General features: G+C 38.8%; 18 protein-coding genes and 1 pseudogene. 15 read left to right on the top strand and 4 right to left on the bottom strand.

The annotated features are described in order from the left end of the window. Positions 1-170: 170 nt before the first annotated feature. From AC4CVD_RS05160 to AC4CVD_RS05225, 14 genes and pseudogenes are all read left to right on the top strand, one after another. Positions 171-1094: a diacylglycerol/lipid kinase family protein gene (locus AC4CVD_RS05160; protein WP_004694337.1), complete on the top strand. Its 924-nt coding sequence runs from the start codon at positions 171-173 to the stop codon at positions 1092-1094. Then, entirely contained in the window at positions 1091-1867 is a 777-nt protein-coding gene (locus tag AC4CVD_RS05165; protein WP_126035858.1) for a metallophosphoesterase family protein, read from the top strand. The genes AC4CVD_RS05160 and AC4CVD_RS05165 overlap by 4 nt, the downstream gene beginning before the upstream one ends. Positions 1868-2061: 194 nt before the next feature. Continuing rightward, entirely contained in the window at positions 2062-2352 is a 291-nt protein-coding gene (locus AC4CVD_RS05170) for a co-chaperone GroES (RefSeq protein WP_010326285.1), read from the top strand. Positions 2353-2419: 67 nt separating this feature from the next. Further along, a complete protein-coding gene (gene groL, locus AC4CVD_RS05175; protein ID WP_004694331.1) occupies positions 2420-4054 on the top strand; it encodes a chaperonin GroEL in 1635 nt (544 codons plus the stop codon). Positions 4055-4528: 474 nt separating this feature from the next. Next, complete coding sequence (locus AC4CVD_RS05180) at positions 4529-7861, top strand: type VI secretion system Vgr family protein (RefSeq protein WP_490752286.1); 3333 nt, start codon at positions 4529-4531, stop codon at positions 7859-7861. 287 nt (positions 7862-8148) lie between these two features. Next, a complete protein-coding gene (locus tag AC4CVD_RS05185; protein WP_490752288.1) occupies positions 8149-13053 on the top strand; it encodes an RHS repeat-associated core domain-containing protein in 4905 nt (1634 codons plus the stop codon). Between the two features lie 2 nt (positions 13054-13055). Next, positions 13056-13490 (top strand): hypothetical protein, encoded by a 435-nt coding sequence (locus AC4CVD_RS05190; protein ID WP_490752290.1) that lies wholly within the window; start codon positions 13056-13058, stop codon positions 13488-13490. A 359-nt stretch (positions 13491-13849) separates the two neighbouring features. Continuing rightward, entirely contained in the window at positions 13850-14281 is a 432-nt protein-coding gene (locus tag AC4CVD_RS05195; protein ID WP_490752292.1) for a hypothetical protein, read from the top strand. A 168-nt stretch (positions 14282-14449) separates the two neighbouring features. After that, positions 14450-15272 (top strand): IS5 family transposase gene (locus AC4CVD_RS05200; RefSeq protein ID WP_094148576.1). Its coding sequence is split into 2 segments (ribosomal slippage): positions 14450-14830 and positions 14832-15272, totalling 822 coding nucleotides; the frame shifts between segments, so codons are not numbered across the junction. 193 nt (positions 15273-15465) lie between these two features. Then, positions 15466-16491 (top strand): IS30-like element ISAba125 family transposase, encoded by a 1026-nt coding sequence (locus AC4CVD_RS05205; protein WP_001988464.1) that lies wholly within the window; start codon positions 15466-15468, stop codon positions 16489-16491. Positions 16492-16754: 263 nt separating this feature from the next. Continuing rightward, on the top strand, positions 16755-17078 hold the full coding sequence (locus tag AC4CVD_RS05210) for a helix-turn-helix domain-containing protein (protein ID WP_020753140.1): 324 nt from the start codon (positions 16755-16757) through the stop codon (positions 17076-17078). Positions 17079-17115: 37 nt separating this feature from the next. Further along, positions 17116-17508 (top strand): annotated as a pseudogene (locus AC4CVD_RS05215) (transposase family protein); the annotation flags it as partial. Positions 17509-18191: 683 nt separating this feature from the next. Beyond that, positions 18192-19457 carry an anaerobic sulfatase maturase gene (locus tag AC4CVD_RS05220; RefSeq protein WP_490752294.1) on the top strand — a complete coding sequence of 422 codons (1266 nt, stop codon included), beginning with the start codon at positions 18192-18194 and terminating at the stop codon, positions 19455-19457. A gap of 298 nt (positions 19458-19755) precedes the next feature. Then, the gene (locus AC4CVD_RS05225; RefSeq protein WP_490752296.1) at positions 19756-21138 is read left to right on the top strand and encodes an arylsulfatase; all 1383 of its coding nucleotides are present in this window, start codon (positions 19756-19758) and stop codon (positions 21136-21138) included. Positions 21139-21251: 113 nt separating this feature from the next. Here the strand turns inward: AC4CVD_RS05225 and AC4CVD_RS05230 are convergent, their stop codons facing one another. Further along, positions 21252-21728, bottom strand: a complete 477-nt coding sequence (locus AC4CVD_RS05230) for a copper resistance protein NlpE (RefSeq protein WP_490752298.1) — start codon at positions 21726-21728, stop codon at positions 21252-21254. Positions 21729-22005: 277 nt separating this feature from the next. Here AC4CVD_RS05230 and AC4CVD_RS05235 point away from each other — a divergent pair, with 277 nt between their 5' ends. Continuing rightward, entirely contained in the window at positions 22006-22590 is a 585-nt protein-coding gene (locus AC4CVD_RS05235; RefSeq protein WP_490752300.1) for a 1-acyl-sn-glycerol-3-phosphate acyltransferase, read from the top strand. 83 nt (positions 22591-22673) lie between these two features. Here the strand turns inward: AC4CVD_RS05235 and AC4CVD_RS05240 are convergent, their stop codons facing one another. The 3 genes from AC4CVD_RS05240 to rsmD form a co-directional block, all read right to left on the bottom strand. Next, complete coding sequence (locus AC4CVD_RS05240; protein ID WP_224466888.1) at positions 22674-23009, bottom strand: hypothetical protein; 336 nt, start codon at positions 23007-23009, stop codon at positions 22674-22676. A gap of 164 nt (positions 23010-23173) precedes the next feature. Beyond that, the gene (locus AC4CVD_RS05245) at positions 23174-23908 is read right to left on the bottom strand and encodes a sulfite exporter TauE/SafE family protein (protein ID WP_490752302.1); all 735 of its coding nucleotides are present in this window, start codon (positions 23906-23908) and stop codon (positions 23174-23176) included. A 204-nt stretch (positions 23909-24112) separates the two neighbouring features. Next, a complete protein-coding gene (gene rsmD, locus AC4CVD_RS05250) occupies positions 24113-24679 on the bottom strand; it encodes a 16S rRNA (guanine(966)-N(2))-methyltransferase RsmD (protein WP_490752304.1) in 567 nt (188 codons plus the stop codon). Positions 24680-24681 lie beyond the last annotated feature (2 nt).

Raw genomic sequence — 24681 nt, forward strand, 5'->3', positions numbered from 1 at the left:
GATTATTCATTTAAGATATTAGTATTAAAATCATATGCTTACATTTATTTTGTGATTGAGATTTATTATTGATTAAATAAATGGTAGTCATTTGAATTTTACATAACAAAACTGTTAAGTGTTGAATATTTGGACAAAAATAGAGTAATTACTTCAAGTTTAGGTGCAAAATGTCAGAGCAACTCAAACCTTTATCACTTATTTATAATAAAAAATCAGGTTTTCATGCCGCAAATAAAGATGAAGTGTATGAACAGTTGGTAGCAGATCTGAGTACCGCGGGTTTTGAAATACAGTCATTTGAGTTAAGTGAGTGCATGAACTTTGATCAGATGATGCAAGAGATTTTACTACGCCATCGTCAAGCAGAAAATGTAGGGGTCGTGGTTGCTGCAGGTGGGGATGGTACTTTAAATGCTGTTGCGTCTAAATTGATGGGAACGGATATACCCATGGGGATCTTGCCTCTAGGTACCTTTAACTATGTTGCGCGAGTGCTGAATATACCGCTGGACCTATTAGACGCGGCCAAAGCCATTAGTGAAGGGCAGCCACGTTCTGTACATGTGGCACAGCTGAATCAACATATCTATCTGAACAATGCCAGTTTAGGGCTTTATCCTTTATTTATTCAAAAAAGAGAACAGTTTAATAAGCATTTTGGACGTTTTCCATTGCATGCGTATACCTCGGCATTGGATGTTCTCATCCGCGACCGTAAAGAGTTAAAACTTGAAGTAGAAGTCGATGGACAGCGCTATCCAGTGAAAACGCCATTGATTTTCTTTGGCAATAATCAGCTTCAACTGGCTGAAATGAAACTACGTATTGCCGAGGCGGCGGAAGCAGGCAAAGTGGCGGGCGTGGTAGTAGCAAAAAGTGATAAGCGAACTTTGTTCAAGACCTTATGGCAGCTGATTAAAGGCAATTTGGATCAGGCTTCCGATGTCTATAGCTTTGCAGCAGATGAAGTGATTGTTCATTCAAAGCGTAATAAGCTTACGGTTGCGGTAGATGGAGAAATTGTCACGATGACACCACCGCTGAAAATTACAGTACGTAAGCATGCGCTGAATATCATGGTTCCCGCATGATTTTACATTTGTCAGATTTACACTTTGGGACCGAACGCGAAGCCTGTTTACAGGCCATTCGTCAGTTATGTGAGGAACATTCTTTTGAAGCCGTAGTGGTCAGTGGGGACTTGACCCAACGTGCGCGGTTTATTCAGTTTTATGCTTGTCGGCAGTTTTTAGACAGTTTAAAGCTGCCGTATTTGGTGGTGCCGGGGAATCATGATATTCCGCTGTACCATGTGTGGAATCGTTTTTTCAGTCCCTTTGCACGTTATCAACTGTTTTTTGGGGGGATGGAAAACACCTTAGAAACTGAACATTTTTATGTCATTGGAGTGAATAGTATTCGTCGGCGTTACCACACGCGAGGGCATATTTCACTGAACCAAATTCAAGAGATTGATCTAAAATTGCAGCAAGCACCTGCGCACAAAATTAAACTGATCGCCGCGCATCAGCCTTTTTATACTCCGCCAGACCATAGTCATGGTGTGAAAGACTGTCCGATGCTTGGTCGTATTGCATTGGAGCAATGGAGCCAACATGGTTTAAATGGACTTTTACATGGGCATTTACACCACGCTGCCGTTTATGATTTGAATCAGATTTATCAACTTGGGGTATCGCATCCAGTGCTGGATATCCATGCTGGAACGGCAACATCTTATCGTTTACATGCGGGTTTGCCCAATAGCCTGAATATTATTTTGCCGAATGCCGATGTACAACATTTGAGCTTTAACGCTGAAACAAATCACTTCGAGTTGATGCAGCAAAATACGTCAGATTGAATTAAGTGTCTAAACTTTGCTTAGGTTTGCTTAAAAAGAGCGCAAAAATATAAAAATATTTTGTGTTTGCCCTTGAAGCGTTTTATTCCATCCCCACAAAAGTGTCATATCAAAATTTTGTTGATGACCTAGGAATAAGAAGTCATCTTCACATCGTAAACAATGGCATTTTGAAAATGTCTATGGAGCTAGAAATGAGCAAAATTCGTCCTTTACATGACAACGTTGTGATTCGCCGCGTAGAAAAGGAAACTAAAACTGCGGGTGGTTTAATTTTGAGTACTTCTGCTGCTGAACAGCCAGCTCAAGGTGAAATCATTGCAGTAGGTAATGGCAAAATTACAGACAATGGCGTTCGTGCTTTAGACGTAAAAGTGGGCGACAATGTACTGTTTGGTGCATATGCAGGCACTAAAGTTAAAGTTGAAGGCGAAGAACTTCTTGTGATGAAAGAGTCTGATATTTTAGCGGTTCTTGAAGGTTAATTCAGAACGTTCATTTGCTGTTTAAGCAATACAATTGATTAAAATTTAAGAATATTTGGAGTTTAGTATGTCAGCTAAAGACGTAAAATTTGGTGATTCAGCTCGTTCTAAAATGATTGCAGGCGTAAACGTGCTTGCAGATGCTGTAAAAGTGACTTTAGGTCCTAAAGGCCGTAACGTTGTGATCGACCGTTCTTTTGGCGCACCACACATCACTAAAGATGGTGTAACTGTTGCGAAAGAAATTTCTCTAAAAGACAAATTTGAGAACATGGGCGCTCAATTGGTTCGTGAAGTATCTTCTAAAACCAATGACATCGCGGGTGACGGTACAACAACCGCAACTGTACTAGCTCAAGCAATTTTAAATGAAGGCATCAAGTCTGTAACTGCGGGTATGAACCCAATGGACTTGAAACGTGGTATTGACCTGGCTGTTAAAGCATTGGTTGCTGAAATTAAAGCAACAGCAAAACCTGCTTCTGATACCAAAGCGATTGAACAAGTCGGTTCAATCTCTGCAAACTCTGACGAAACTGTAGGTAAACTCATTGCACAAGCAATGGAACGCGTAGGTAAAGAAGGCGTGATTACCGTTGAAGAAGGTTCAGGCTTTGAAGATGCTTTGGACGTTGTTGAAGGTATGCAGTTTGACCGTGGTTATATCAGCCCATACTTTGCAAACAAACAAGACACATTAACGGCTGAACTTGAAAATCCGTTCATCTTGCTTGTTGACAAAAAAATCAGCAACATCCGTGAATTAATTACTGTACTTGAAGCTGTAGCTAAAACAGGTAAACCACTTTTAATCATCGCTGAAGATGTTGAAGGTGAGGCCTTAGCTACACTTGTTGTTAACAACATGCGCGGAATTATCAAAGTATGTGCGGTTAAAGCACCTGGTTTTGGTGACCGTCGTAAAGCAATGCTTCAAGATATCGCAATCTTGACGGGCGCGACTGTAATTTCTGAAGAAGTAGGCATGACTTTAGAACAAGCTTCTCTTCAAGACTTAGGTACTGCGCACAAAATCACTGTGTCTAAAGAGAATACTGTGATTGTTGACGGTGCTGGTGATGCAGCTCAAATTGCTGAACGTGTTACGCAAATCCGCGCGCAAATTGAAGAATCATCTTCTGAATACGATAAAGAAAAACTTCAAGAACGTGTTGCTAAATTAGCAGGCGGTGTGGCTGTGATCAAAATTGGTGCAGCGACTGAAGTTGAAATGAAAGAGAAGAAAGACCGTGTGGACGATGCGCTTCATGCAACACGTGCTGCTGTTGAAGAAGGTGTGGTTGCTGGTGGTGGTGTTGCACTGGTACGTGCTGCAGCTGCACTTGACGGTGTAAATGGTGCGAATGACGACCAAAACGTAGGTATTAACATTTTACGTCGTGCGATTGAAGCGCCACTTCGTCAAATCGTTGCCAATGCGGGTGATGAGCCTTCAGTTGTGATCAATGCTGTGAAAAATGGTGAAGGTAACTTCGGTTATAACGCTGCTACTTCTGAGTATGGTGACATGCTAGAAATGGGTATTCTTGACCCTGCGAAAGTAACGCGTTCTGCACTTGAGCATGCTGCATCTGTAGCTGGTTTAATGTTGACAACTGAATGTATGATTACTGACGTTCCAGAAGATAAGCCTGCAATGCCTGATATGGGCGGCATGGGTGGTATGGGCGGAATGATGTAATCTGCACCATATTATTTTAGATGTAAAAAGGCCGCTTAAATGCGGCCTTTTTATTATTTGTAGATGTTGGATTAGTTTGGCTCATAATGTTCAAGTGGTTTAGTTAGGCTGTTTAATTAAAATAATTGATTTTTTAGCCATTTTTTAATCTGAATAAATTTTAAGTATTATCATACTTTGATCGTAATATTATGGTTCTATTTATTGATCATTTATATTTAACATTTTATTGATAAGTTATTGAAGCAAAATACATATTAAGTTTTTTTATTGCTGTGTTTGTGCATTTTTTCGGATTTATTTATGGCTATCTAAGCCATTTTAATATTATTTGATTGCACTGTTTTAGGAATATAATCAAATAGATTAACAATAAAAAACATAAATTATCATTCAAATATGGAAGTAACTAGATTAGAATTCGGGCCAATTTGTATAAATGACCACATTCTAAAATTAAATAATAAATCGCTTATGTCTAACAATATTTATGCTGCATTAGAGCAACTTGGACTGATAGCACAGAAACGTGCGATCCATGTGCAATTCTCAAATACGTCTCTAAATAATCAAGTTTTCCTACAACGTATTGATGGGATGCATAGCCTTAATGAGGGGGCTCATCTACAATTGATTTGTCTTTCAACCAACTCTCAAATTCCATTAAAACAATTTATTGGGTGCCAAACTGCTGTTGATATTGTCACAGACAAATCTGAGTTAACTCGTGTTTCAGGTATTGTGGCCCAAGCAGATATAGGTGCGAGTGATGGTTCTCTTACAATCTATCGTTTGACTGTCAAAGATTCTACAGCCTTATGGAACCATCGTCGTAATAGTCGCGTGTTTATGAATAAGTCGGCTGTGGACGTGATCCAAATCGTGTTTCAAGAATGGGTGCAACGTAGTGCGCTCTTCGCTTTAAGTTTGACTTTGGATAAAAGCGGCTTAACCAAAGATTATGATGTTCGTCCATTTATTATGCAGGCCTCGGAAAGCGATTTTGACTTTCTGACGCGATTGATGAGAAGTGAAGGTATTAACTGGCTGATTGATGAAGCACAGCTTAAAGTGCTTAGTTCTAGTGAACAGATACAGCCGCAAAGATTAAGATTAATTGATGATAATTCGCAATTTAACGTCCTAGACCGTCGCAGTATTCGCTTTCATCGCAGTAGTGCCGTAGAAAAAAGTGATTCTATTACTCATTTTGTAGGTCAGCGTTCAATCCAACCGACCTCAGTACATGTACAGCGTTGGCAAGCCGATGTATTGGCAACTGAAGAAGGTGCGGGAAGTGTTCAAAGCATGCATAACCATAGTGAAAATTATGACAATGCCAGTTTAGGTTTGGAGCAGGCATGGCACTTTAGCCCTGCATGGATACAGGACTTAAACGGTGAAGACGGTACGACCAAATCAGGCAATAGTCAGATTGAAAAGTTTAATCAAACCTTAAGTCACTACTACAATGCACAAGCTAAACAATTTTGTGCAACCTCTACAGTACGTGATGCACATGTAGGATACTGGTTTGAGTTCAATGAACACCCCGAAATAGACCAACACCTAGATGCAGACAAACAGTTTCTAATCACTGCTAAGACTTTTCACAACCAAAATAATTTACCTAAAGACTTGAGTGATCAAGTAGATGCCTTGCTTCAACAAAGCAATTGGCAAGAAAGCAATATTGCAATTAATAAGATAGATGAACGCCAAGCCAACATACTTACGCTTCAACGACGTAACATCGTTACTGTTCCAGACTACAACCCGCTACAACATAGACCGATAGCATCACCACAACGTGCCAAAGTTGTTGGCCCAAGTGGAGAAGAAATCTTTGTTGATGAATGGGGACGCATCAAAGTTCGATTCCTATTTACCCGTAACGAAGACAACACTCATGATGGTGGTGCTGGTTCCAATGATAACGATACGGATTCTGCTTGGGTCGATGTACTGACCCCATGGGCAGGTGAGGGCTATGGGGTAAGATTCCTACCACGCATTGGTGAGATCGTGGTCATTGACTTCTTTGATGGCAACATTGACCGTCCATTTGTGGTTGGGCGCATCCATGAAGCACAACGCCATCCAACCAAGTTCGACAACAAAGGTAAGCTACCTGATACTAAAAAGTTGGCGGGGATAAAAAGTAAAGAATATCAGGGCAGTGGATACAATCAACTTAGGTTTGACGATACGACAGGGCAAATCAGCAGCCAGTTACAGAGTAGTCATGGCGCTAGCCAACTCAACTTGGGCAAACTGAGTCACCCTAAAGACAAAGCTGAAAGTGATGATCGTGGTGAAGGCTTTGAGCTTCGTACTGACCAATGGGGAGCAGTACGTGCAGGACAGGGCTTACTACTTTCGACCTACAAACAAGATCAAGCCAAAGGTGAACATTTAGATAGTGAGATTGCCAAAAAGCAACTCGAAGCTAGTCAGATGAATAGTAAAGCTTTAAGTGATATTGCCAAAAACCAAAAGACTGATGAAATAGAATCCATTGAGCAACTGAAAGCTTTTGCCGAAGAAATTGAAAAAGATGTTGCCAAGTATAAAAAAGCCATCATGTTACTCAGTTCGGCTGATGGGATTGCCTTAAGCACCCCTGAAGATATTCATCTTTCAGCTACAGGCATCATTAACCATACTGCTGGCGATAGTATTAACCTCAGTACCCAAAAGAATATTTTGGGGCAAGCTTTAGGCAAAGTGAGTCTATTTGCTGCACAAGGTGGCATTAAAGCCATTGCCGCGCAAAGTAAAGTTGAAATTCAAGCACAGTCAGATGCTTTAGATGTATTTGCTAAATTGGGAATTACCATCTCGTCTACAGAAGATCGGATAGAAATCAGTAGTCCGAAAGAAGTTTTGATTACGGGTGGCTCATCGCAGATTGCCTTGAATGGCTCAGGAATTTTTCCAAAAACGGGTGGGAAATTTGAGGTTAATGCTGGACAACATATGTTTAAGCCGAGTTCCAGCGTCAGTAAATCAGCGCAATTGCCTGCATCGAATCCACTTAAAGGTGCACTCGACTTACTAAAAAGTTACGGTGGACAAGACTTCTTTAAGCAGACTGGCTTTAAAGTAATTGATTCATTTGGGAAACAAGTTTCAGGAAAATTAGATAGTAATGGCTTTGCACAAGTGACGGGTATTGCTCCAGGGCCAGCCAAAGTCGAATTTGAAACTGATCCGCGGAGTGCATGGGATAAAGCAAGTCATTTTAATCGTGATTATACTTGGTCAGAAGAAGTGGTCGGTGGTGCCACAAGTTTTGCGCAAAATGCATTAAACTCAGTGGGACAAAATATAATGTCCCAACTCAAAAATAATTTATTCTCTTTGAATGCTGACTCATTGAAAGATATGGGAAAAAATGCTTTAAAAGATTTAGGTACGCAAAGCTTAGGATCGTTTAAAGACCAATTTACTCAAAGTGCATTAGGTTCAGTCTCTTCAGCATTGAATTTAAATTTATCTCCGTCACAGATGATGAACATGGGGCAGATGATTGCCAATCCAAGTCAGTCTTTACAAAGTATCCAAGACCAAGCATCAGCATTGTTTACTCAACAGACCAGTGGTTTAGTTTCTAATTTAACTACTGGAACAGGGTTTGGATCATCACTGGGGCAAGGCTTTGTTGCAGAGTCATTGGGTTCTGCTCACAATGGGTTGGATGAGTCAGTCAAAGTGGTTGATGAGGTTATTAAAAAAGATGAATGTTCTTCACGATTCCTAACCTATAGCATTACCAGCCGAAAAGGTGGGGCATCTGTATCGTAATCATCAACGACTCCACAAAGTATGCTTCATCATATGAATCAAACTTCCTCGGCTTTGGCACAGCATATTCCACGGCCTGCAAAAAACGCGGTCTATTTATAACATGGATAAAAATGTCCTACAGATGGATTTGGATGAATCCTGTTATATCGCTACACAAGAACCTGTACGGAAATGATAGTTGAAGAATCTGATGTATATAACGTGTGAAACAAATAATTTAACATTTTTAAAATTTTCATTGATTGAAATTAGATTAAAAATTAGAACGTATTAAGGTTAAGTTTATGGCATTTATAGACAGTAAAAATCAGACCACAGGGTCAAATACCCAGCAACAATCAGCTGCTAAAGAGACTAAGCCAGCAGTTGAGTTGGCCGTATTTAACTTATCCAGCGTGACACATACCGAAGACCATAAGTTTATCGCGCACCAAATTCAAAATTATTTACACGCTTGCGGAAATACCAGCTTAGAACAGATAAAAGCGAGCGCCAATGTAGCGACAGTTGCTAATATCTTTGCTTTATCAGGCAGTGTTTTAGACCTTGTTTTATTTGCCACAGAACCCAAACAAGCTGAAGCGGGCGTACAACAAGCAGCTCTACTGAGCATGAATTTAATCGGTTTATTTTTACAACCGAATACAGAAGCACATGTGCGTATGGCTTTACGTCCAATGCTGGGTTTAATGGCAGAATGTTTATATCCAACCAATGGCAAAATCAAAGAAGCTGATTTACGTCGTATGCAGCTACACTTAAATGCGCAGATGGCAGGTGATTTAGAAAAATTCCTACAAGAAACACAAGGTAAATTATCAGGTTTATTGTCTAGTGCAACGACACTGGGGACTTCAATTCTCCAAGCTTTTAGTAGCAGTGCTGTAGTTGGATTGCCCAGCGTTACTTCAGCAGGGGCAACAGCTGAAAAACGTGACCCAAGCAAACAGTTTAGCAACTGGGCACAGCCATTGATTGATTTGTTGGGTGCGCCTGTACAAGCAGATATGACAGCAAAGTTGAGTCCAGACTTAAAAACACGATTAGACTTAGAATCTACTAAAGCAATATCTGTGCTTGCTACGGCGATTCAACAACAAAGTAATGCAGGAACTCAATATAGCCTTGCTTGGTTGATTCAAGAAACACTGAAAGCAATACAAACACAAGATAAAAAAGCCACAGCCAGTGTGCCGTTAAACCAAACGGGTGAACATGAGCAGCATATCAATGGTGATATTTTAGAATTTGTGACCTTACAGCCTGATGCATTAAATGCTCCCCCATGTGATGGAGCCGACTCGCAAACAGGGCGTAGTATTAGTTATGCTATTGGGGCAGAGAGAATTAATCACTTAGATTTCTATTTGGCAAAGGTAGATTTTGCATTTCACCGCCAATACAATTCGCAAATGGACGAGTTTGATCACAGCATGATCGGGGCACGTTGGATGATGCCTTTTTCCAATGTAATGATCCAAAATGCACAAGGTTACTTATTTATTGATGGTAAAGGGCGTAAACATCAATTGCCATCCTCCATTCGCTATGAGGCTTATAGTGTTCCTTTTGAAGGTTTTACGGTTACGCCTCATGAGGATAATGATTTATTACTGAATTTTGGTTCAGCATGGAATTTCCATTTCCATAGTTTTAATGGCGGAAAGCATTATCATGTTGTTCAACAGTTTAATGATAAAACTGATGAAAAGGTTGTTCTAACTTATTTATTATTTGAACAGTTTGCTTATTTACAAGCTATTGATTTCCAATTGAAGCGTGCTAAACACGTACTCAAGTTTGCTTTTAATGAACAAGCCAAAGTGATTGCGGCTTTTGTCGATGATCAGGCGGAAGCTTTGGCACGTTATGAATATGATACACAGGGCAATCTGATCAAAGCCATTGATCAAAATGGACATACACGAAGTTATGAATATAACCAGACTCACCAGTTAACCCGCTATACAGACCGCACAGGACGTGGGCAAAATATCCGTTATGAATCGACTGCAGCTAAAGCCAAAGCTGTTGCAGAATGGGCAGATGATGGCAGTTTTAAAACTCGATTAGAATGGCATCCACGTTTACGCCAAGTAGCGGTATACGATGTTTATGATACTCCGACCTATTACTATTTTGATTTAGATGGTTTTACCTACCGCATCCGTTTAGCTGACGGGCGAGAGACATGGTTGTCTCGTAATGGACAAAAGCGTATTACCCGTCAGATTGATTTCGCAGGTTTTGAAACAGAGCAAATCTACAACAATCAGGGTCAAGTCATTAAAATTGTCCAGCCGAATGGTGGAATTATCCTTTTTGCTTATGATGAAAAGGGTAACTTAATCGAAATCAAAGACCCAGAAGGCAATATTTGGAAACAAGAATATGATGCTCATGGCAATGTCAGCAAAGAAATCAACCCTTTAGGGCATGTAACCGAATATAAATACAACAATGATCATCAAATCGTAGAAGTGACCGATGCCAGAGGAAGTTCCAAGAAAATCCAATATAACGATTTGGGGCAGGTGGTTTCCTATACAGATTGTTCAGGAAAAAATAGCGCATGGCAATATGATGATGAAGGCACACTGATTGCCCAAGAATCTGCCGATAGTCAAAAAGTTCAATATATTTATAGCACGCAAGGTAAAGACAAAGGACAGTTACAAGCGATCATTTATCCTGATGGTTTAACTGAACAATTTGAACATGATGAAGAAGGACGCTTACTTAAACATATTGATAGCAAAGGACAAGCTACCCAATACAAATACAATCAAATGGGTTTACTTGAGCAACGCATAGATGCCAATCATCATCAAATTACTTACCAATGGGACAAACTTGGACGTATTGAAAAGCTGATTAATCAAAATCATGCTGAATATGTATTTGACTATAATCGTTATGGACAACTGATCCGAGAACAAGCGTTTGATGGTGAAGAAAAATACTATAGCTATACTGATAATGGGCAATTATTCCAAATCCGTCAGCCCAATATTCTGACCCAATTTGGCTATCATGCAGACGGTTCGGTTGCGACAAAAACCTATACTCATATCCACACACGACATAGTCAAACAGAAGCATTTGAATACAACTTGAATCACCAACTGAGCCAAGTTAAAAATGCGGAAAGTCAGATTGATTTCTATCGAAACCCGATTGGATTGATTGTTCGAGAACATCAACATTATAAAATACCTAAGCGAACAGCACTGACCGCAGTGTTACGTTATGACTATGATGAATTGGGAAATCTGATCAAAACCATCAGACCCGATGGGCAAGTTCAAGCCAATTTAAGCTATGGATCAGGGCATATTTATGGCATTGCTTTTAATCAGCAAGACATGGTGGCATTTCAACGAGATGATCTACACCGTGAAACGACACGTCGGCTTGCCAATGGATTAATACAAAGCAAGCACTATAACGATGTTGGTTTACTCAGCTCACAAATCATTCGTGCTGAAGATGCAACCATCGATCCATCACAAATAGCAAAACACCAAGCAGAACGACATTATCACTACGATAAAAACTATTTATTGACGCAAGTTGAAGATAGTCGTTTAGGAAAATTGAATTATCAATACGATCCGATAGGACGCCTCATCAAAACCCAAAGTGCACATCAAACTGAAAGCTTTAGTTTTGACCCTGCAGGTAACTTGATAGACCCGATTGCAACCCAAGAATCACAAGTCAAAAATAACCTGATTAAACACTTTCAAGGAAAGTACTATAAATATGATGCACAGGGCAACGTGGTAGAAACTACGCAAACAGGTAAAACCCTAAAACTGACTTGGGATAATTTAAACCGACTGATTCAAAGCGATCACAATGGTCAAATTACCGAATATGGCTATGATGTTTTTGGGCGACGGTTATATAAAAATGACCAGCAAAATAGCAGCCTGACGTTGTTTGGTTGGGATGGTGATTTAATGATTTGGGAATCGCAACACAACCAAGGAAGCTCAAACCATTCAAAAAATCAGAACCATTCAAATCCACAAGATTATACCAAACACTATGTCTATGAACCAAATAGCTTTATACCATTACTACAAACAGGTTATGCAGGTTTTATACAACTGATAGAAACGCCTGATTATCAACAAGATCAAAACATTCCCTATTCAATCTATAAAGATCCTGTCTGGAACACGGACAGCAGAAAGAAAAAAGTAGCATTAGAGCGAGTTACGTTTTATCACTGCGACCAAGTGGGCACACCGCAGACGCTCAGCAATGAACGTGGTGAATGTGTATGGGAAATGACACAGGATACATGGGGAACGGCTTTAGCGATCCAAGCTTCGGATAACTTACTTGAGCAGACCAACCTGAGATTTCAAGGTCAGTATTACGATAGTGAAACAGGCTTACATTATAACCGTTATCGTTATTATGAGCCTCATAGCGCACGGTATGTGAGTAAAGATCCGATCGACTTATATGCAGGTTTAAATCATCATGCATATGTAATCAATCCTACTCTATGGGTTGATGAACTTGGTTTATCTCCGACCTATGGTGGGCAACTTATAGGGTTAAGCCCACAAGCTTCTGCTAATTTAGAATATCAAGCATATAGAAATTATGACTGTTGGATGAAGACAGGAGAAGTGTGTAAGTTAGAGGCAGCTCCTTTATTTGATTATGTTTATTGTTCAGGTGGTGTAGGACCATTCGCTTATGCAGAAATTACAAACCTACATAATGGAAAAGTTTTCCAAGTTGGTGCTGCATCACGACCAGATGTAAAAGGAGCTAAGGCAATTGGAAGAAATGCAATTGCGGTAATAGATGGTAGTAAGAAAATAGGCGCTGCTGATCTTTCTAAATTAAAAGGTAAGTTTTCTGCGAGTTGTATGGCTGGTTATATTTTTAATAAGCCAGAAGGTAGGGGGGATGATCAAAGTACAGATAGTTTCCTTACAGGGTTAGCAGGTAGTGCAAGCGGCGGAATGTGGGGTATACGCGCTGGCGTAGTACTACCTATTGATACAAGTTCAACATCTGCTAGTGAAAAAATTAAAGCTTATTTTTCATCTAAAACAATGAAAGGTTTGGAGGTGGGTGTTGGAACACCTGGTGCAGATTTCAATTTTGGATATGGTGTTGATGCTCAAGGTCGCTCTCTTACAGAAAAAATTAGGGATTAAATATGAAAATCAGAAGTTTAAGTTTTTGTATATGCATTATTATCATTTTAATGGGGTGTAGTAATAATAAAATTCATGATGAACCAGCAGATAAATACCCGTTTGATGAAAAAATGAAAACTGTTTTAGGTGAAAATTTAGAAGTTGTTAACTCATTAAATAGAGCAGAAGTTCAATTAGCGTATGTCGAGTTACCAGCAAACTCTATAAAGACTAAGAAAATAATAAAGTTGTTGGGAGATGATGGGTGGATACTGAAAGGAAGTGGAGTGAGTGTCGATACATATTGTCTGGATACAAAAAATAGCATAAATATAGCTAGCCCCATATCATTTAATGCGACTGATTTTAAAGGAAATAAGGTTAGAGTTACAAAAACGGATGTAGATATAATTTCTTATAGTTATAACAAGTGGGGGGATGAGCTTTGTGAGTAATTGAGTTCATTCTAAATTTTTTTGCATGGTTTTTTGAGTGAAATAAATAATGCTTCTGCTTTAAGCCGTAGAAGCATTGATTTTATGTTGCCTATTTCTATATCTCAAGGCAAAACTTAGTCCAAGTAATCATTTAGTTGTCTTTTTGGAAGTCAAGTTTGGATATACGAGTGGTTATGATGTCATGCATGCTTCACTTCATAAATTAGGCTGGACTCCTAAATGGTAAAAGCCTACTTTACATTTGAAACGATGAAAGGTTTGGAGGTAGGTGTTTGAACTCCTAGTGAGGATTTTAATTTTGGCTACGGTATTGAAGCTCAAGGCTGAAAAATTAAAGGATTGATTAAGAATTAAATATGAAAATTTACAGACTGAATTTTATATTGTTTATTACATTACCCTTGATGGGGTGTGGCAATAGACTTTATGAACAACCTAAAGATCAATATCCATTTGAAATAAAAATGAAAGAATTACTTGGTAGTGATTTAGATGTTGTCTATTCTATAAATAAAGTAGAAGTCCAGAATTCGTCTGTTGACTTACCGAAAAAAACTCATAATGTAGAACGAGTAATAAATTTATTGGAAAAAGATGGGTGGGTTCTCAAAGGAAAAGGAATTGGTATAGATACATTTTGTTTAGGTATGAATAATAGGGTTAATATTATTAATCCACTTTGGGGTGGTAGTTATGATTTTAAAGGTAGGAGATTGAATATCAATAAATATGATATTGATGTTGTTTCATATAGTTATGATAAGTGGGGAGACGATTTGTGTGAATAAATTATTATTTTATTCGTAAATTTTGTTGTATTGTATTTGATCGGAATTAAGGTTCGTCAGTCGTTGAGGGTTTATCTGTAGTCAGTAGTTTTAGAAAGATACTTACTATATATCTAGAATATACAATAGACCTCTTGCGAAAGTAAAAACCACCTCAATATAAATTTCATGAGATATCAGAAATTAAATCGTTTTTCAGATTCTGAATTCAAACGCTTGGTTGGCGTACCTCGACATGTTTTTACTGAAATGGTAGAGGTTTTAGAAAAAGCAGAATCACTCAAAAAGAAATCAGGTCGTCCTCATACTTTAGATATAGAGGATCAGTTGTTATTAACTCTCAATTACTTACGGAACTACAGCACTCAACTGGAATTAGCGGCAAATTACCATATCGCTGAAAGTAATGTGAATCGAACCATTAAAAAGGTTGAAGATGCATTGATGAAATCAAGACGTTTTACTCTGCCAAAACGAAGCATTACCACGGCAGACGAACACTTTAACTGGGTAATTATTGATGCGACAGAATGTTCAATAGAACGTCCGAAAAAAAAATCAGAGTAAATTCTACAGTGGTAAAAAGAAGAAATATACGCTAAAAGTACAAGTGATCTATCATCCGAACAGCAAACAAATCATAGGGCTAGATATATCGAATGGCAGTCAGCATGACATTAAATTGGCAAGAAAAACGGTTAAGAAATTCAAACATTGTGAATATGTTATGACTGATCTAGGGTACTACGGATTAGAGCAAGATGGCTTTAAATTATTGATGCCAATAAAGAAAAAGAAGAATTTACCTTTATTTGATGTTGAGAAAAAGTACAATAAAATGGTTGGAAAAATACGAGTTGTGATCGAACACATTAATAGTCAATTGAAAACATTTAGAATATTAAGTGAACGCTATCGAAATAGACGGAAAAGATTCGGCTTACGCATTAACTTAATTGCTGCACTCGTAAACCGGATAAACTTGCAATAATGACTTTCGCAGGAGATCTAATGAAAATATAATTTATTTTTCACAATATAACGCTAATAAAATAATATTTAAAATAAGAAAAAATGATAATCCAGTTTTTATAAAAAAATAGAAAAATCTTTGGCTGAAAAGGTTGGTTGGCAGAGTAAAACTTGAAGTGCGACATAAACCACCTAATTAATTTAAAGGGTTTATGGAGTATATAAAATTGTCATACCATCATCTTAACTTTGAAGATCGTACTGCATTAATGCTTGAGTCAAGAAAAGAAGGCTTTTCAGCCAGAAAATTTGCTGAACTTATTAAAAGACATCCTAGTACGATCTATCGTGAGCTTAAAAGAAATAGCATCAATGACGTTTATCAAGCTCAATATGCTTCTGATAACACTTTTGCTAGACGTAGACGTGGTCACAGAAAACTCAAAATCGATTCAATCCTCTGGAAATTTATTGTTGAAGCGATCCGTTGTTTATGGTCTCCTCAGCAAATAGCAAAGCGTTTAAAGACATTTCCTGATTTGGATCAAACAATGAATGTAAGCCATACAACGATTTATTCAACGATACGAGCATTACCCAAGGGTGAGTTGAAAAAAGACTTATTATCCTGTCTACGTCATGAAAATAAAAAGCGAAAAGCTAACGGTGAACCTAAAAAAGATTCTATATTACAGGATATTAAAACTATTCATGAGCGCCCAGCCGAAGTTCAAGAAAGAAAAATACCGGGTCATTGGGAAGCTGATTTAATTAAAGGTAAAGACAATAAAAGTTCGATAGCAACACTTATTGAACGAAATACACGGCTCTGTATCTTGGCAACATTACCTGATGCAAAGGCAGAATCAGTGCGCAAGGCTTTAACTGAAGCTCTGAAATATTTACCTGCAGAACTGCGTAAAACGTTGACCTATGACCGTGGACGTGAGATGTCAGAACATAAAATACTCGAAGAAGATTTAGGCATAGATGTATATTTCTGTGACCCACATTCACCCTGGCAAAAAGGCACATGCGAAAATATGAATGGTTTAATTAGGCAATATTTACCTAAAGGGATTGATTTAAATCAGGCAGATCAGCATTATTTAAATCAAGTTGCCATGTCACTGAATACTCGTCCTAGAAAGGCGTTAGATTGGCTTACACCATTAGAGAAATTTGCTCAGCTTGTTGATTATCATATGGCTTTTGAAACTGTCGCACCTCATGTTTGAATTCGCCGTTCTATAAAGATGAATATAAGCAGGAACATGTTTATTGTAATAATAAATCAAATCAGTTCGTAGTAATTTCACTATTCAATAATATTAGACTTCCGTCATAAATCAAAAAACGTACAATTTATTTGATCTTAAATTAATCAGCAAAATTATTTAATTCAAGAGATAATCCTTGAATGAAATTCAAAGATATTCAAAAATTATCAGACGTTAAGTTTCGTAGGCTTACCGGTGTTAGTTGGGCTACATTTACCCTCATGTTGGCCGAGCTAAATAAGCATTTACCTCGTCATATTGGTAAAGGACGACCGCATAAATTACCGTTGGAAGATCGTTTGCTCTTATGTATAGAATATTGGAGAGAATATCGAACATTTTTCCATCTTGGTATGAGTTACGGTGTATCTGAAACGAGTGCAATTCGTATCACACGTTTTATTGAAGATACCTTAATCGGTTCTGGAAAATTTAACTTGCCAAAACAACTTCCTAATCGAGATGAAGTGGATTGGGAAGTTGTTGTGATTGATGCAACTGAAATATTAGTTCAACGTCCAAAAAAAACAGAAGAAATGGTATAGCGGTAAAAAAAAGCGACATACCTTTAAATTTCAGTTATCTATGCACTATACAACAGGTGAAATACTGAGTGTATGTGGAAGTCATGGAAGCATGCATGATTTTAAAATATTTAAAAAAAGCATGAGGAAATTAAAATTTAAGCCCTTTTTTATCGTTGATAAGGGTTATTTAGGAATAAAGAAATTGGGTTTTGGATGCCTCATGCCATCTAAAGCAAAGAAAACTGAAAAACTAGATTCTGAATTAAAAAAGTTAAATAGAGAGATTGGTCGTAGACGAATTCAAGTAGAGCATGTATTTGGAAGGATGAAATGTTTTAAGATTTTATCTTGTGTATATAGAAATCGTCGTAAAAGATTAAATCTGCGGTTTAATTTACTTGCTGGCATATACAATTTAGATTGGGTGAAAGATAAACAATTAAATTGATTGAAAAATGATTTATGAAGGAAGTCTATTGATTATTTGGGAGTGGGGGGAGGATAAAGGTTAAATCAATCAGTTGATCATTGGGATATAAGTTTTATATCTTCAAAGCACAAGCACTATATGTGTAATAAAATTAATTAAAATTATTGGTTTATGGTTTATTCATCATGTGTACTACAAAGGATAATAATTTCTAAGACATGATCTGAATCCGAAAAAGCTTTAATAAAAAGAGACCATAAAAAATTCAATTACCATTCTTTTGAGTGGTTTTTCTATTTTCAAAGTTTGATAACGTGCTCTACCAAGCGATGCAACTGTGTAAGATGGGTTAGTATTTTTTAGTATGCCTAAATTGGAATTGGCTGTTGATTTTTACTCTTACACAGTGGTTTTGCTGATGAAAATTAAGCTTAGGGATAAGAAGAGAATGAATTATAAAACATTGAAATTATCAAAAGATTTGCAAGGTCATCTTATAGCAGCCTTCCTGTTGCATGTTTAGCGGCAACAGTCACTCGGGTTAATCCATTCAAAATACCAAAGGCTTGGGTCTTTAGCAGACTTCATGCAATGAATGGAATGAAACTCTCGAATCTCTTTTCGCAGAATGACTTATGTACATGGTTTTGTACCGTTGTGAATTTGTGCCTGAACGCTGAATAAAAATGAGGACTTTAAAAATGCGAATTATACCTATACAAGCTGAATCTCCGCCTTTAAGAAGCCTGCAAGTGCAGGGACAAACCTATCGCTATCACGTGATGATCAAACCCACTGGAGCACAGTGTAACTTAGACTGTAGTTATTGCTTCTATTTGCATAAACAAGACATGTTACAGCAACCGAAAGTTCCGCGTATGTCTGAGTCGATGCTTGAGTTACATATTAAGCAATATATCGAAGCGCAAACGGGCAATGAAGTGGTTTTTAGTTGGCAGGGTGGTGAGCCTACACTTATGGGGTTAGAGTTTTTCCAGCGGGTGGTTGAGCTGCAAAAAAAATATGCCAAACCTCATCAGCGTATAGAAAATGATTTACAAACCAATGGCACGTTACTGGATGAAGACTGGTGTGCATTTTTAAAACAGCATGATTTTTTGGTGGGTTTATCCATAGATGGGCCTGCCGAGTTGCATGATATCCATCGCTATAACAAAGGTGGAAAACCGACGCATGCCAAAGTCATGCAGGCTGCTGCGTTATTGCGTCAGTATCAAGTTCCGTTTAATGCCTTATGTGTGGTGAACCGTGATAATGCGAAACGCCCGTTAGATGTTTATCGTTTTATCCGCGATCAGGTGCAACCGCGCATGATTCAACTGATTCCGGGAATGGAAAGTGCCCAGTTTCAGCAGACAGCACTAGGCCATTGGAATCCTCAAGATTTACCTAAATTGGGCAGTTCAGCAGCGCAGCCGGGCAGCTCAGACTCTGTGGTGACAGACTGGTCGATTGCTGCCGATGATTGGGGCATATTCCTTTCAACTGTGTGGAAAGAATGGTTACAGAAAGACTTTGGGCAGGTCTTTATCGACCAGTTTGAAAACATGGTTTCAATGATGTTCGGCTATGGAGCGCAGAAATGTGTGTCGGGTCAAATTTGCGGGAAATCCTTGGCGGTCGAACACAATGGCGACCTCTTCTCTTGTGATCATTTTGTTTATCCCGAATATAAATTGGGCAACATTCATGAGATTCATCAAGGCGATTTAGTTTTTTCTGAGCGACAAAAGAAATTTGCATATGCCAAATCGAAGTCACTGCCAGAATACTGCCAAAAATGTCCATATCTTCAATTTTGCTGGGGAGATTGTCCGAAAGATCGGTTCCTCAAAACCCCTGATGGAGAGGCGGGTCTACATTATCTTTGCTCAGGTTTAAAACGTTTTTTTCATACTGCACTTTTATCTAAGAATGAAGTTGCTAAGCGGATACGACCGCATTAGGAAAGTATTGTCACTAGTTTTTAGAAAAACATTTTTCTAAAAAATAAATTTTTAAGGCACTGATATTGTTCTGTGTGTAGTGCCAATTGGGTTTGAAACAAGGATGAAAATTCGTTGTATACGAATGTGTTTAAGGAAAATACCATGCAAAAAAACTTAATTTCTCGCTCTTTAGCCTTGGTAAGTGGAGCATTACTTTCAACAGCACTCATGGCGAAACCACCCAATATTTTGGTTATTATGTCCGATGATGTAGGCTGGCAGAACGTCAGTGCTTATAGTCATGGTGTTATGGGCTATGACACGCCGAATATTGATCGTATTGCCAAAGAAGGCGGATCACTATGCACAGCCAAGTTCAACCGCTGGACGTGCAGCATTTATTACAGGTCAGTATCCGATTCGTTCAGGTATGACGACAGTCGGTCGTCCAGGTTCACCTTTAGGGATTAAAGCTGCAACACCGACTTTGGCAGAAGTATTGAAACCGCTGGGTTATATGAGTGGTCAGTTTGGTAAAAACCATTTGGGTGATCGCAACGATAGCTTACCAACGGTACATGGTTTTGATGAATTCTTTGGTAATTTATATCATTTAAATACGGAAGAATTTCCTGAACAGTATGATTATCCAAAAGATCCTGAATTTGTGAATCAATATGGAACGCGTGGTGTATTGCACTGCTATTCGTCTAATGATGCCGATGAAACTATCGATCCTCGCTTTGGTGTAATGGGGAAACAAAAATGTAAAGATTCAGGCCCTTTAACCCGTAAACGTATGGAAACAGTCGATGATGAGTTCATTGCTGCCAGTGTCGATTTTATGAAGCGCAGTAAAAAATCGGACAAGCCGTTTTTTGTGTGGCTGAATCCAAGTCGTATGCACATGTTTACCCATTTACGTCCTGAGCATCGTTACTTAGCTGCCAAAGCCACCTCAGAAGATGATTTATACGGCAGTGGTATGGTTGAACATGATATGCAAGTCGGTCAACTCTTGGATGATATGAAGAAGATGGGAGTGTTGGATAACACCATCATTGTTTATACCACCGATAACGGCCCTGAGCACAGTGCAAAAAATCATGGTGGAACCACACCGTTCCGTGGTGAAAAAATGACGACCTATGAAGGGGGAGTCCGTGTTCCAATGATGGTGCGGTGGCCGGGACATATTCCTGCGGGACAAGTGAAACACGGCATTCAGTCGCATATGGATCTGTTTACAACTTTGGCGAATGTCGCAGGGAATAAAAATGTAGTCGAGGAAATGAAAACCAATCGTAAGCAAATTATTGATGGTGTAAACAATATCGACTATTGGACGGGAAAATCAAAAGAGAGTATGCGAGATAATTTTCTGTACTATCATGAATCGATTTTACGTGCAGTTCGTATTAATCAATGGAAAGTTCATTTTGAAACCAGTGAAAATTATTACGACCAATATCAAAAGCAAAAATTTCCAGTGATGTACAACCTTCGCCAAGACCCATTTGAGACTTTTGATAGTATCAGAGACCGTTCAGATATTATTCAAACCAAGCAATGGATTTCTGAACCCTTACAGGCATTACTGGGTTCACACATTAAATCTTTGATGGATTATCCACCGGTACAAAAAGCTGCAACACTTGATTTTAGCGAGCTAATTAAGAATATGCAGACTCAAAAGTAGTAAACTCTGATAAAGGTGGCCGAAGTAATTAGGCTACCTTTTTGATGTTTGGGTGAAATTTTTGCTGTGATATATAAATAAGCAATTTAAATCATTCAGAATGTTGCGAGTGTCTATTCCAAGGATTTGGTGAGTTTAAAGTTGGACTCAGGTTGATCCAGTACTTGACCTTTATCGCCACGCATTTCAATAAATTGCGCACCAATATAATAAATACGGCTATCACCAGATGAGTCGAGCTGTATCAGTTGATCAGAGCCATTCACAAATTGAAATGAACCTTTCACTTCATTCACATAATTATTATTCGATTTGCCTAAAAATTTTTGTTTCAGCACAAAATGATGATCTAAGGTCAGTTCAAGTTCAGTGTCGATCCCAGAACAATCATGACAGGGTAGAACCCCTTGATATGTGCCTACCCAATCTAAGGCATTTGCTGTGTCTGGTGTATCCATCACGGTTGCGCTAGCACTGTCGTCCAGAGATGCCGTGACATTGTGATCTGGTGGAGAATTGTTTTCATTTGGCTTTGAGCATGCAGTTAACATGGTGAAAGATAGGCATAGTGCTAAAACAGTCTTTTGCATATACAGCACCCGATATTATTCAATGTTTAGTTTTACCTTACAGTAGTGCAGGAAATGAATCTGTGAAGATCTGTGAGTGCTTCTGTATATTCAATAAAGAATACTATTCACATATTTTTACCTTTAATCTCAAAGACCCTGTTTTTTCTTGAAATATTTGGAATTAAATAAAATATACGTTTATAGATTAATTGTTGTTTTATTGAGCGTCTCGCCGTGTATTTGATCAGCAGCATTGCTAGAATCGGCGCGGATTTTCAGTAATGTGGTATTTTTTGTGTTCGAAAAGCTTGCAGAACAAAGTTTAGCCTTAATGGGGTGGCAGATTGATAATCATTGGGATTTGAATATCGATCAATGTGTAATGATTGCAGCGCCACATACCAGCAATTGGGATGCGCTGTACGCTCGTTTGGCATTAAAGGCCTTAGGTGTGCATGTCCGTATCACTATTAAAGACAGCTATATGAAACTGCCATTTGGGCCATTTGTTCGTGCAATGGGCGGGATAGGTATTGACCGTCGTCCAAAGCATGAAGGTGAACTACGTCCAAGTATGGTGCAACTCATGAGTGATCTTTTTAAAGAACATCCTAAGTTGGTGATGTTGGTTACCCCTGAAGGGACACGTGCCAAGCAGGAACAATGGAAAACAGGTTTTTATCATGTTGCAGTCAGCGCAGGTGTTCCGATTGCGTTAGCCTATATGGACTATGCGAAGAAAAAAACTGGGGTGGGTAAAATTATTTATCCTACTGGTGATTATGAAAAAGATATGGCTGAAATTATGGCATTTTATGCGCAAATTTCTGCTAAATTTCCTCAAGATTTCAGTGTCGATACTCGCTATCACAACGACTAAACTGCATCTTAAGTTCAAATTTAAGTCCTATGAAATTAAAAAAGACAGCTTTCGAGCTGTCTTTTTTTATTGCTAATCGTATTTTAAGGACTTTGCTGGGGATTGGGTAAAACCCCACCTAGTGACTGGCATGCGGCCGTATAACTTTGTAGCTGTGTTTCAATCACTTCGGGCAGGGGCAGGTCAAAAATTTGATCGCCATGTTGATAGCTTTCTACATAGGATTGGGCTTTTTGTTTGCTGCTGGCAAGCACTTGTTCATGATAACTGGTCATGCTGCTGTGGTCTGCCTGATCGCGTTCTATATTTTGACAGTCAAAAGATTGGAGAAGTTTTTCGGCTTGTTTTATTTCTTTGGATGAGCTTATGGAGCAAGCACTGATAAAGCAAAGACTCAGTAGTGCAAGAGGCAGTTTCATATATGGTGGGCGGTGGGTTTTAAGGTGCGCCAATTGTATAAATATTTTTGGAGTTGGAGAAAGCCCATTAGAGCTAAGTTGTTTAAAGATGAGCCTATATTGACACAAAATACACAATTGCTGATCCAAGCCATTGCCAAAGTTCAGAGTTAGGTTTTATAGCACTACAGAAAGCGATAGCTGATACATAGAAAACAGCCTGAACTAAACAATAAACCCAGTACCGTATGTTTGAACTGCCGCTCAGAAATTTTATAAAACAATTGCGCGCCGAGCATGGCTGGTAGACTCACACTCAAAAGTAAGATGCCCATATAGGGTAAATGTTGCAAGTTTAAATTTCCGCGGAGCAGATAGGTGAGCAGGGTAAACAACTGAATGGCGAAATTAAAATGCCTTAAAATTAAGCGCTGTTGCTCTTTAGGAAGGTTTTTTAACATGACCCAAGCTGAAGGCAGTGAGCCACAAAAACCTCCCAGCCCGCCCAATACACCCCTAAGAAAACCAATACTGCTATCGGCGTATTTTCCAGAGTTTTGAATGAAGCGAATTTGGGGATTAAGTAGCATCAATGGACACCAAAGAATCAAAAAAATTCCTAGAACCAGTTTAAAGGTATGTGCTTGAATGATGTCTAACAGATAGGTTCCCAATGGAACGCCAATCAGACCTGCAAGGATATAAGGTGCAACGAGGCTTTTATCAAGTTTAAAAGCAGATTCTGACTTTAAGGAAATTAGGTGACTCCAGACCGAGGCAAAAACCACCAGAGGCGCTGCGAGCTGAGGTGCCAAGATCCAGACCCAAAATGACATGGCAATTAAGGCAAATGCAAAGCCTGTGAGCCCCTGTACAAAACCCGCCACCATTGCACCTAAGATAAAGATCAACCAAGTCATATGCGATATATTTAAAATTTTAGCGAATGTACGGTTTTTCGATCTGTCTACATAGTTTTTAGACGTGAAAACTGACTGAAGCCTTAGCTTGATTTTGAATATGTATATTCATCTTCATACATAGCGTAGCTCAGAACCATACGAATATGCGCTAAGAGCACTTTCTTTCGTAATGGTCTAAATCAAAACGGTGTAAAGCCGTATTTATAGGGAAACCACCACTTTCTTTTGATATAAACCTGCACGTACAGTCCCAGCTTTGGTGCTCTTCACTTGCACCCACGATGTTGGAAGTTTTAACAGATTCAAATCCTGATCGGCTTCTACATAAATATAGCCATTATTTTGAATCAGCGGATCAGCCAAGAGAGCTAATTCTTCCCATAGCTCTAGGCTATACGGCGGGTCTAAAAAGACCAAATCAAATTGTTCTTTTAAGGTGGGTAATGTTTGCTGTGCAGTCGCTACTTTTAACTGGGCACGAGACTTAGGTACTTTAAGGAGTTCCAAGTTTTGCGTTAAAAACTGTGCTTGACTGCGGTCAGGTTCAATCATCACTACTTTTGAGGCACCACGTGATAAGGCTTCAAATGCCAATGCACCCGAACCTGCACAAATATCCAAAACATTGGTATTTTGTACATCCCACATGAGCCAATTAAACAAAGTCTCACGTATGCGATCAGGCGTAGGGCGTAAACCTTCAATACTGGCAAAAGGCAGTTGACGACGTTTCCAGTCCCCTCCAATGATGCGGAGTTGGTTTTTCATAA

It is taken from the genome of Acinetobacter sp. LipI_23 (genome assembly GCF_058243045.1).

Bases quoted from the DNA above. Each gene is read 5' to 3' on its own strand.
- AC4CVD_RS05245 (WP_490752302.1), bottom strand. From the start codon at position 23,908: ATGACTTGGTTGATCTTTATCTTAGGTGCAATGGTGGCGGGTTTTGTA.
- AC4CVD_RS05165 (WP_126035858.1), top strand. From the start codon at position 1,091: ATGATTTTACATTTGTCAGATTTACACTTTGGGACCGAACGCGAAGCC.
- AC4CVD_RS05180 (WP_490752286.1), top strand. From the start codon at position 4,529: ATGTCTAACAATATTTATGCTGCATTAGAGCAACTTGGACTGATAGCA.
- AC4CVD_RS05205 (WP_001988464.1), top strand. From the start codon at position 15,466: ATGGAGTATATAAAATTGTCATACCATCATCTTAACTTTGAAGATCGT.
- AC4CVD_RS05170 (WP_010326285.1), top strand. From the start codon at position 2,062: ATGAGCAAAATTCGTCCTTTACATGACAACGTTGTGATTCGCCGCGTA.
- AC4CVD_RS05225 (WP_490752296.1), top strand. From the start codon at position 19,756: ATGACACGCCGAATATTGATCGTATTGCCAAAGAAGGCGGATCACTAT.
- AC4CVD_RS05195 (WP_490752292.1), top strand. From the start codon at position 13,850: ATGAAAATTTACAGACTGAATTTTATATTGTTTATTACATTACCCTTG.
- AC4CVD_RS05185 (WP_490752288.1), top strand. From the start codon at position 8,149: ATGGCATTTATAGACAGTAAAAATCAGACCACAGGGTCAAATACCCAG.
- groL (WP_004694331.1), top strand. From the start codon at position 2,420: ATGTCAGCTAAAGACGTAAAATTTGGTGATTCAGCTCGTTCTAAAATG.
- AC4CVD_RS05230 (WP_490752298.1), bottom strand. From the start codon at position 21,728: ATGCAAAAGACTGTTTTAGCACTATGCCTATCTTTCACCATGTTAACT.
- AC4CVD_RS05210 (WP_020753140.1), top strand. From the start codon at position 16,755: ATGTTGGCCGAGCTAAATAAGCATTTACCTCGTCATATTGGTAAAGGA.
- AC4CVD_RS05160 (WP_004694337.1), top strand. From the start codon at position 171: ATGTCAGAGCAACTCAAACCTTTATCACTTATTTATAATAAAAAATCA.
- rsmD (WP_490752304.1), bottom strand. From the start codon at position 24,679: ATGAAAAACCAACTCCGCATCATTGGAGGGGACTGGAAACGTCGTCAA.
- AC4CVD_RS05240 (WP_224466888.1), bottom strand. From the start codon at position 23,009: ATGAAACTGCCTCTTGCACTACTGAGTCTTTGCTTTATCAGTGCTTGC.
- AC4CVD_RS05220 (WP_490752294.1), top strand. From the start codon at position 18,192: ATGCGAATTATACCTATACAAGCTGAATCTCCGCCTTTAAGAAGCCTG.
- AC4CVD_RS05190 (WP_490752290.1), top strand. From the start codon at position 13,056: ATGAAAATCAGAAGTTTAAGTTTTTGTATATGCATTATTATCATTTTA.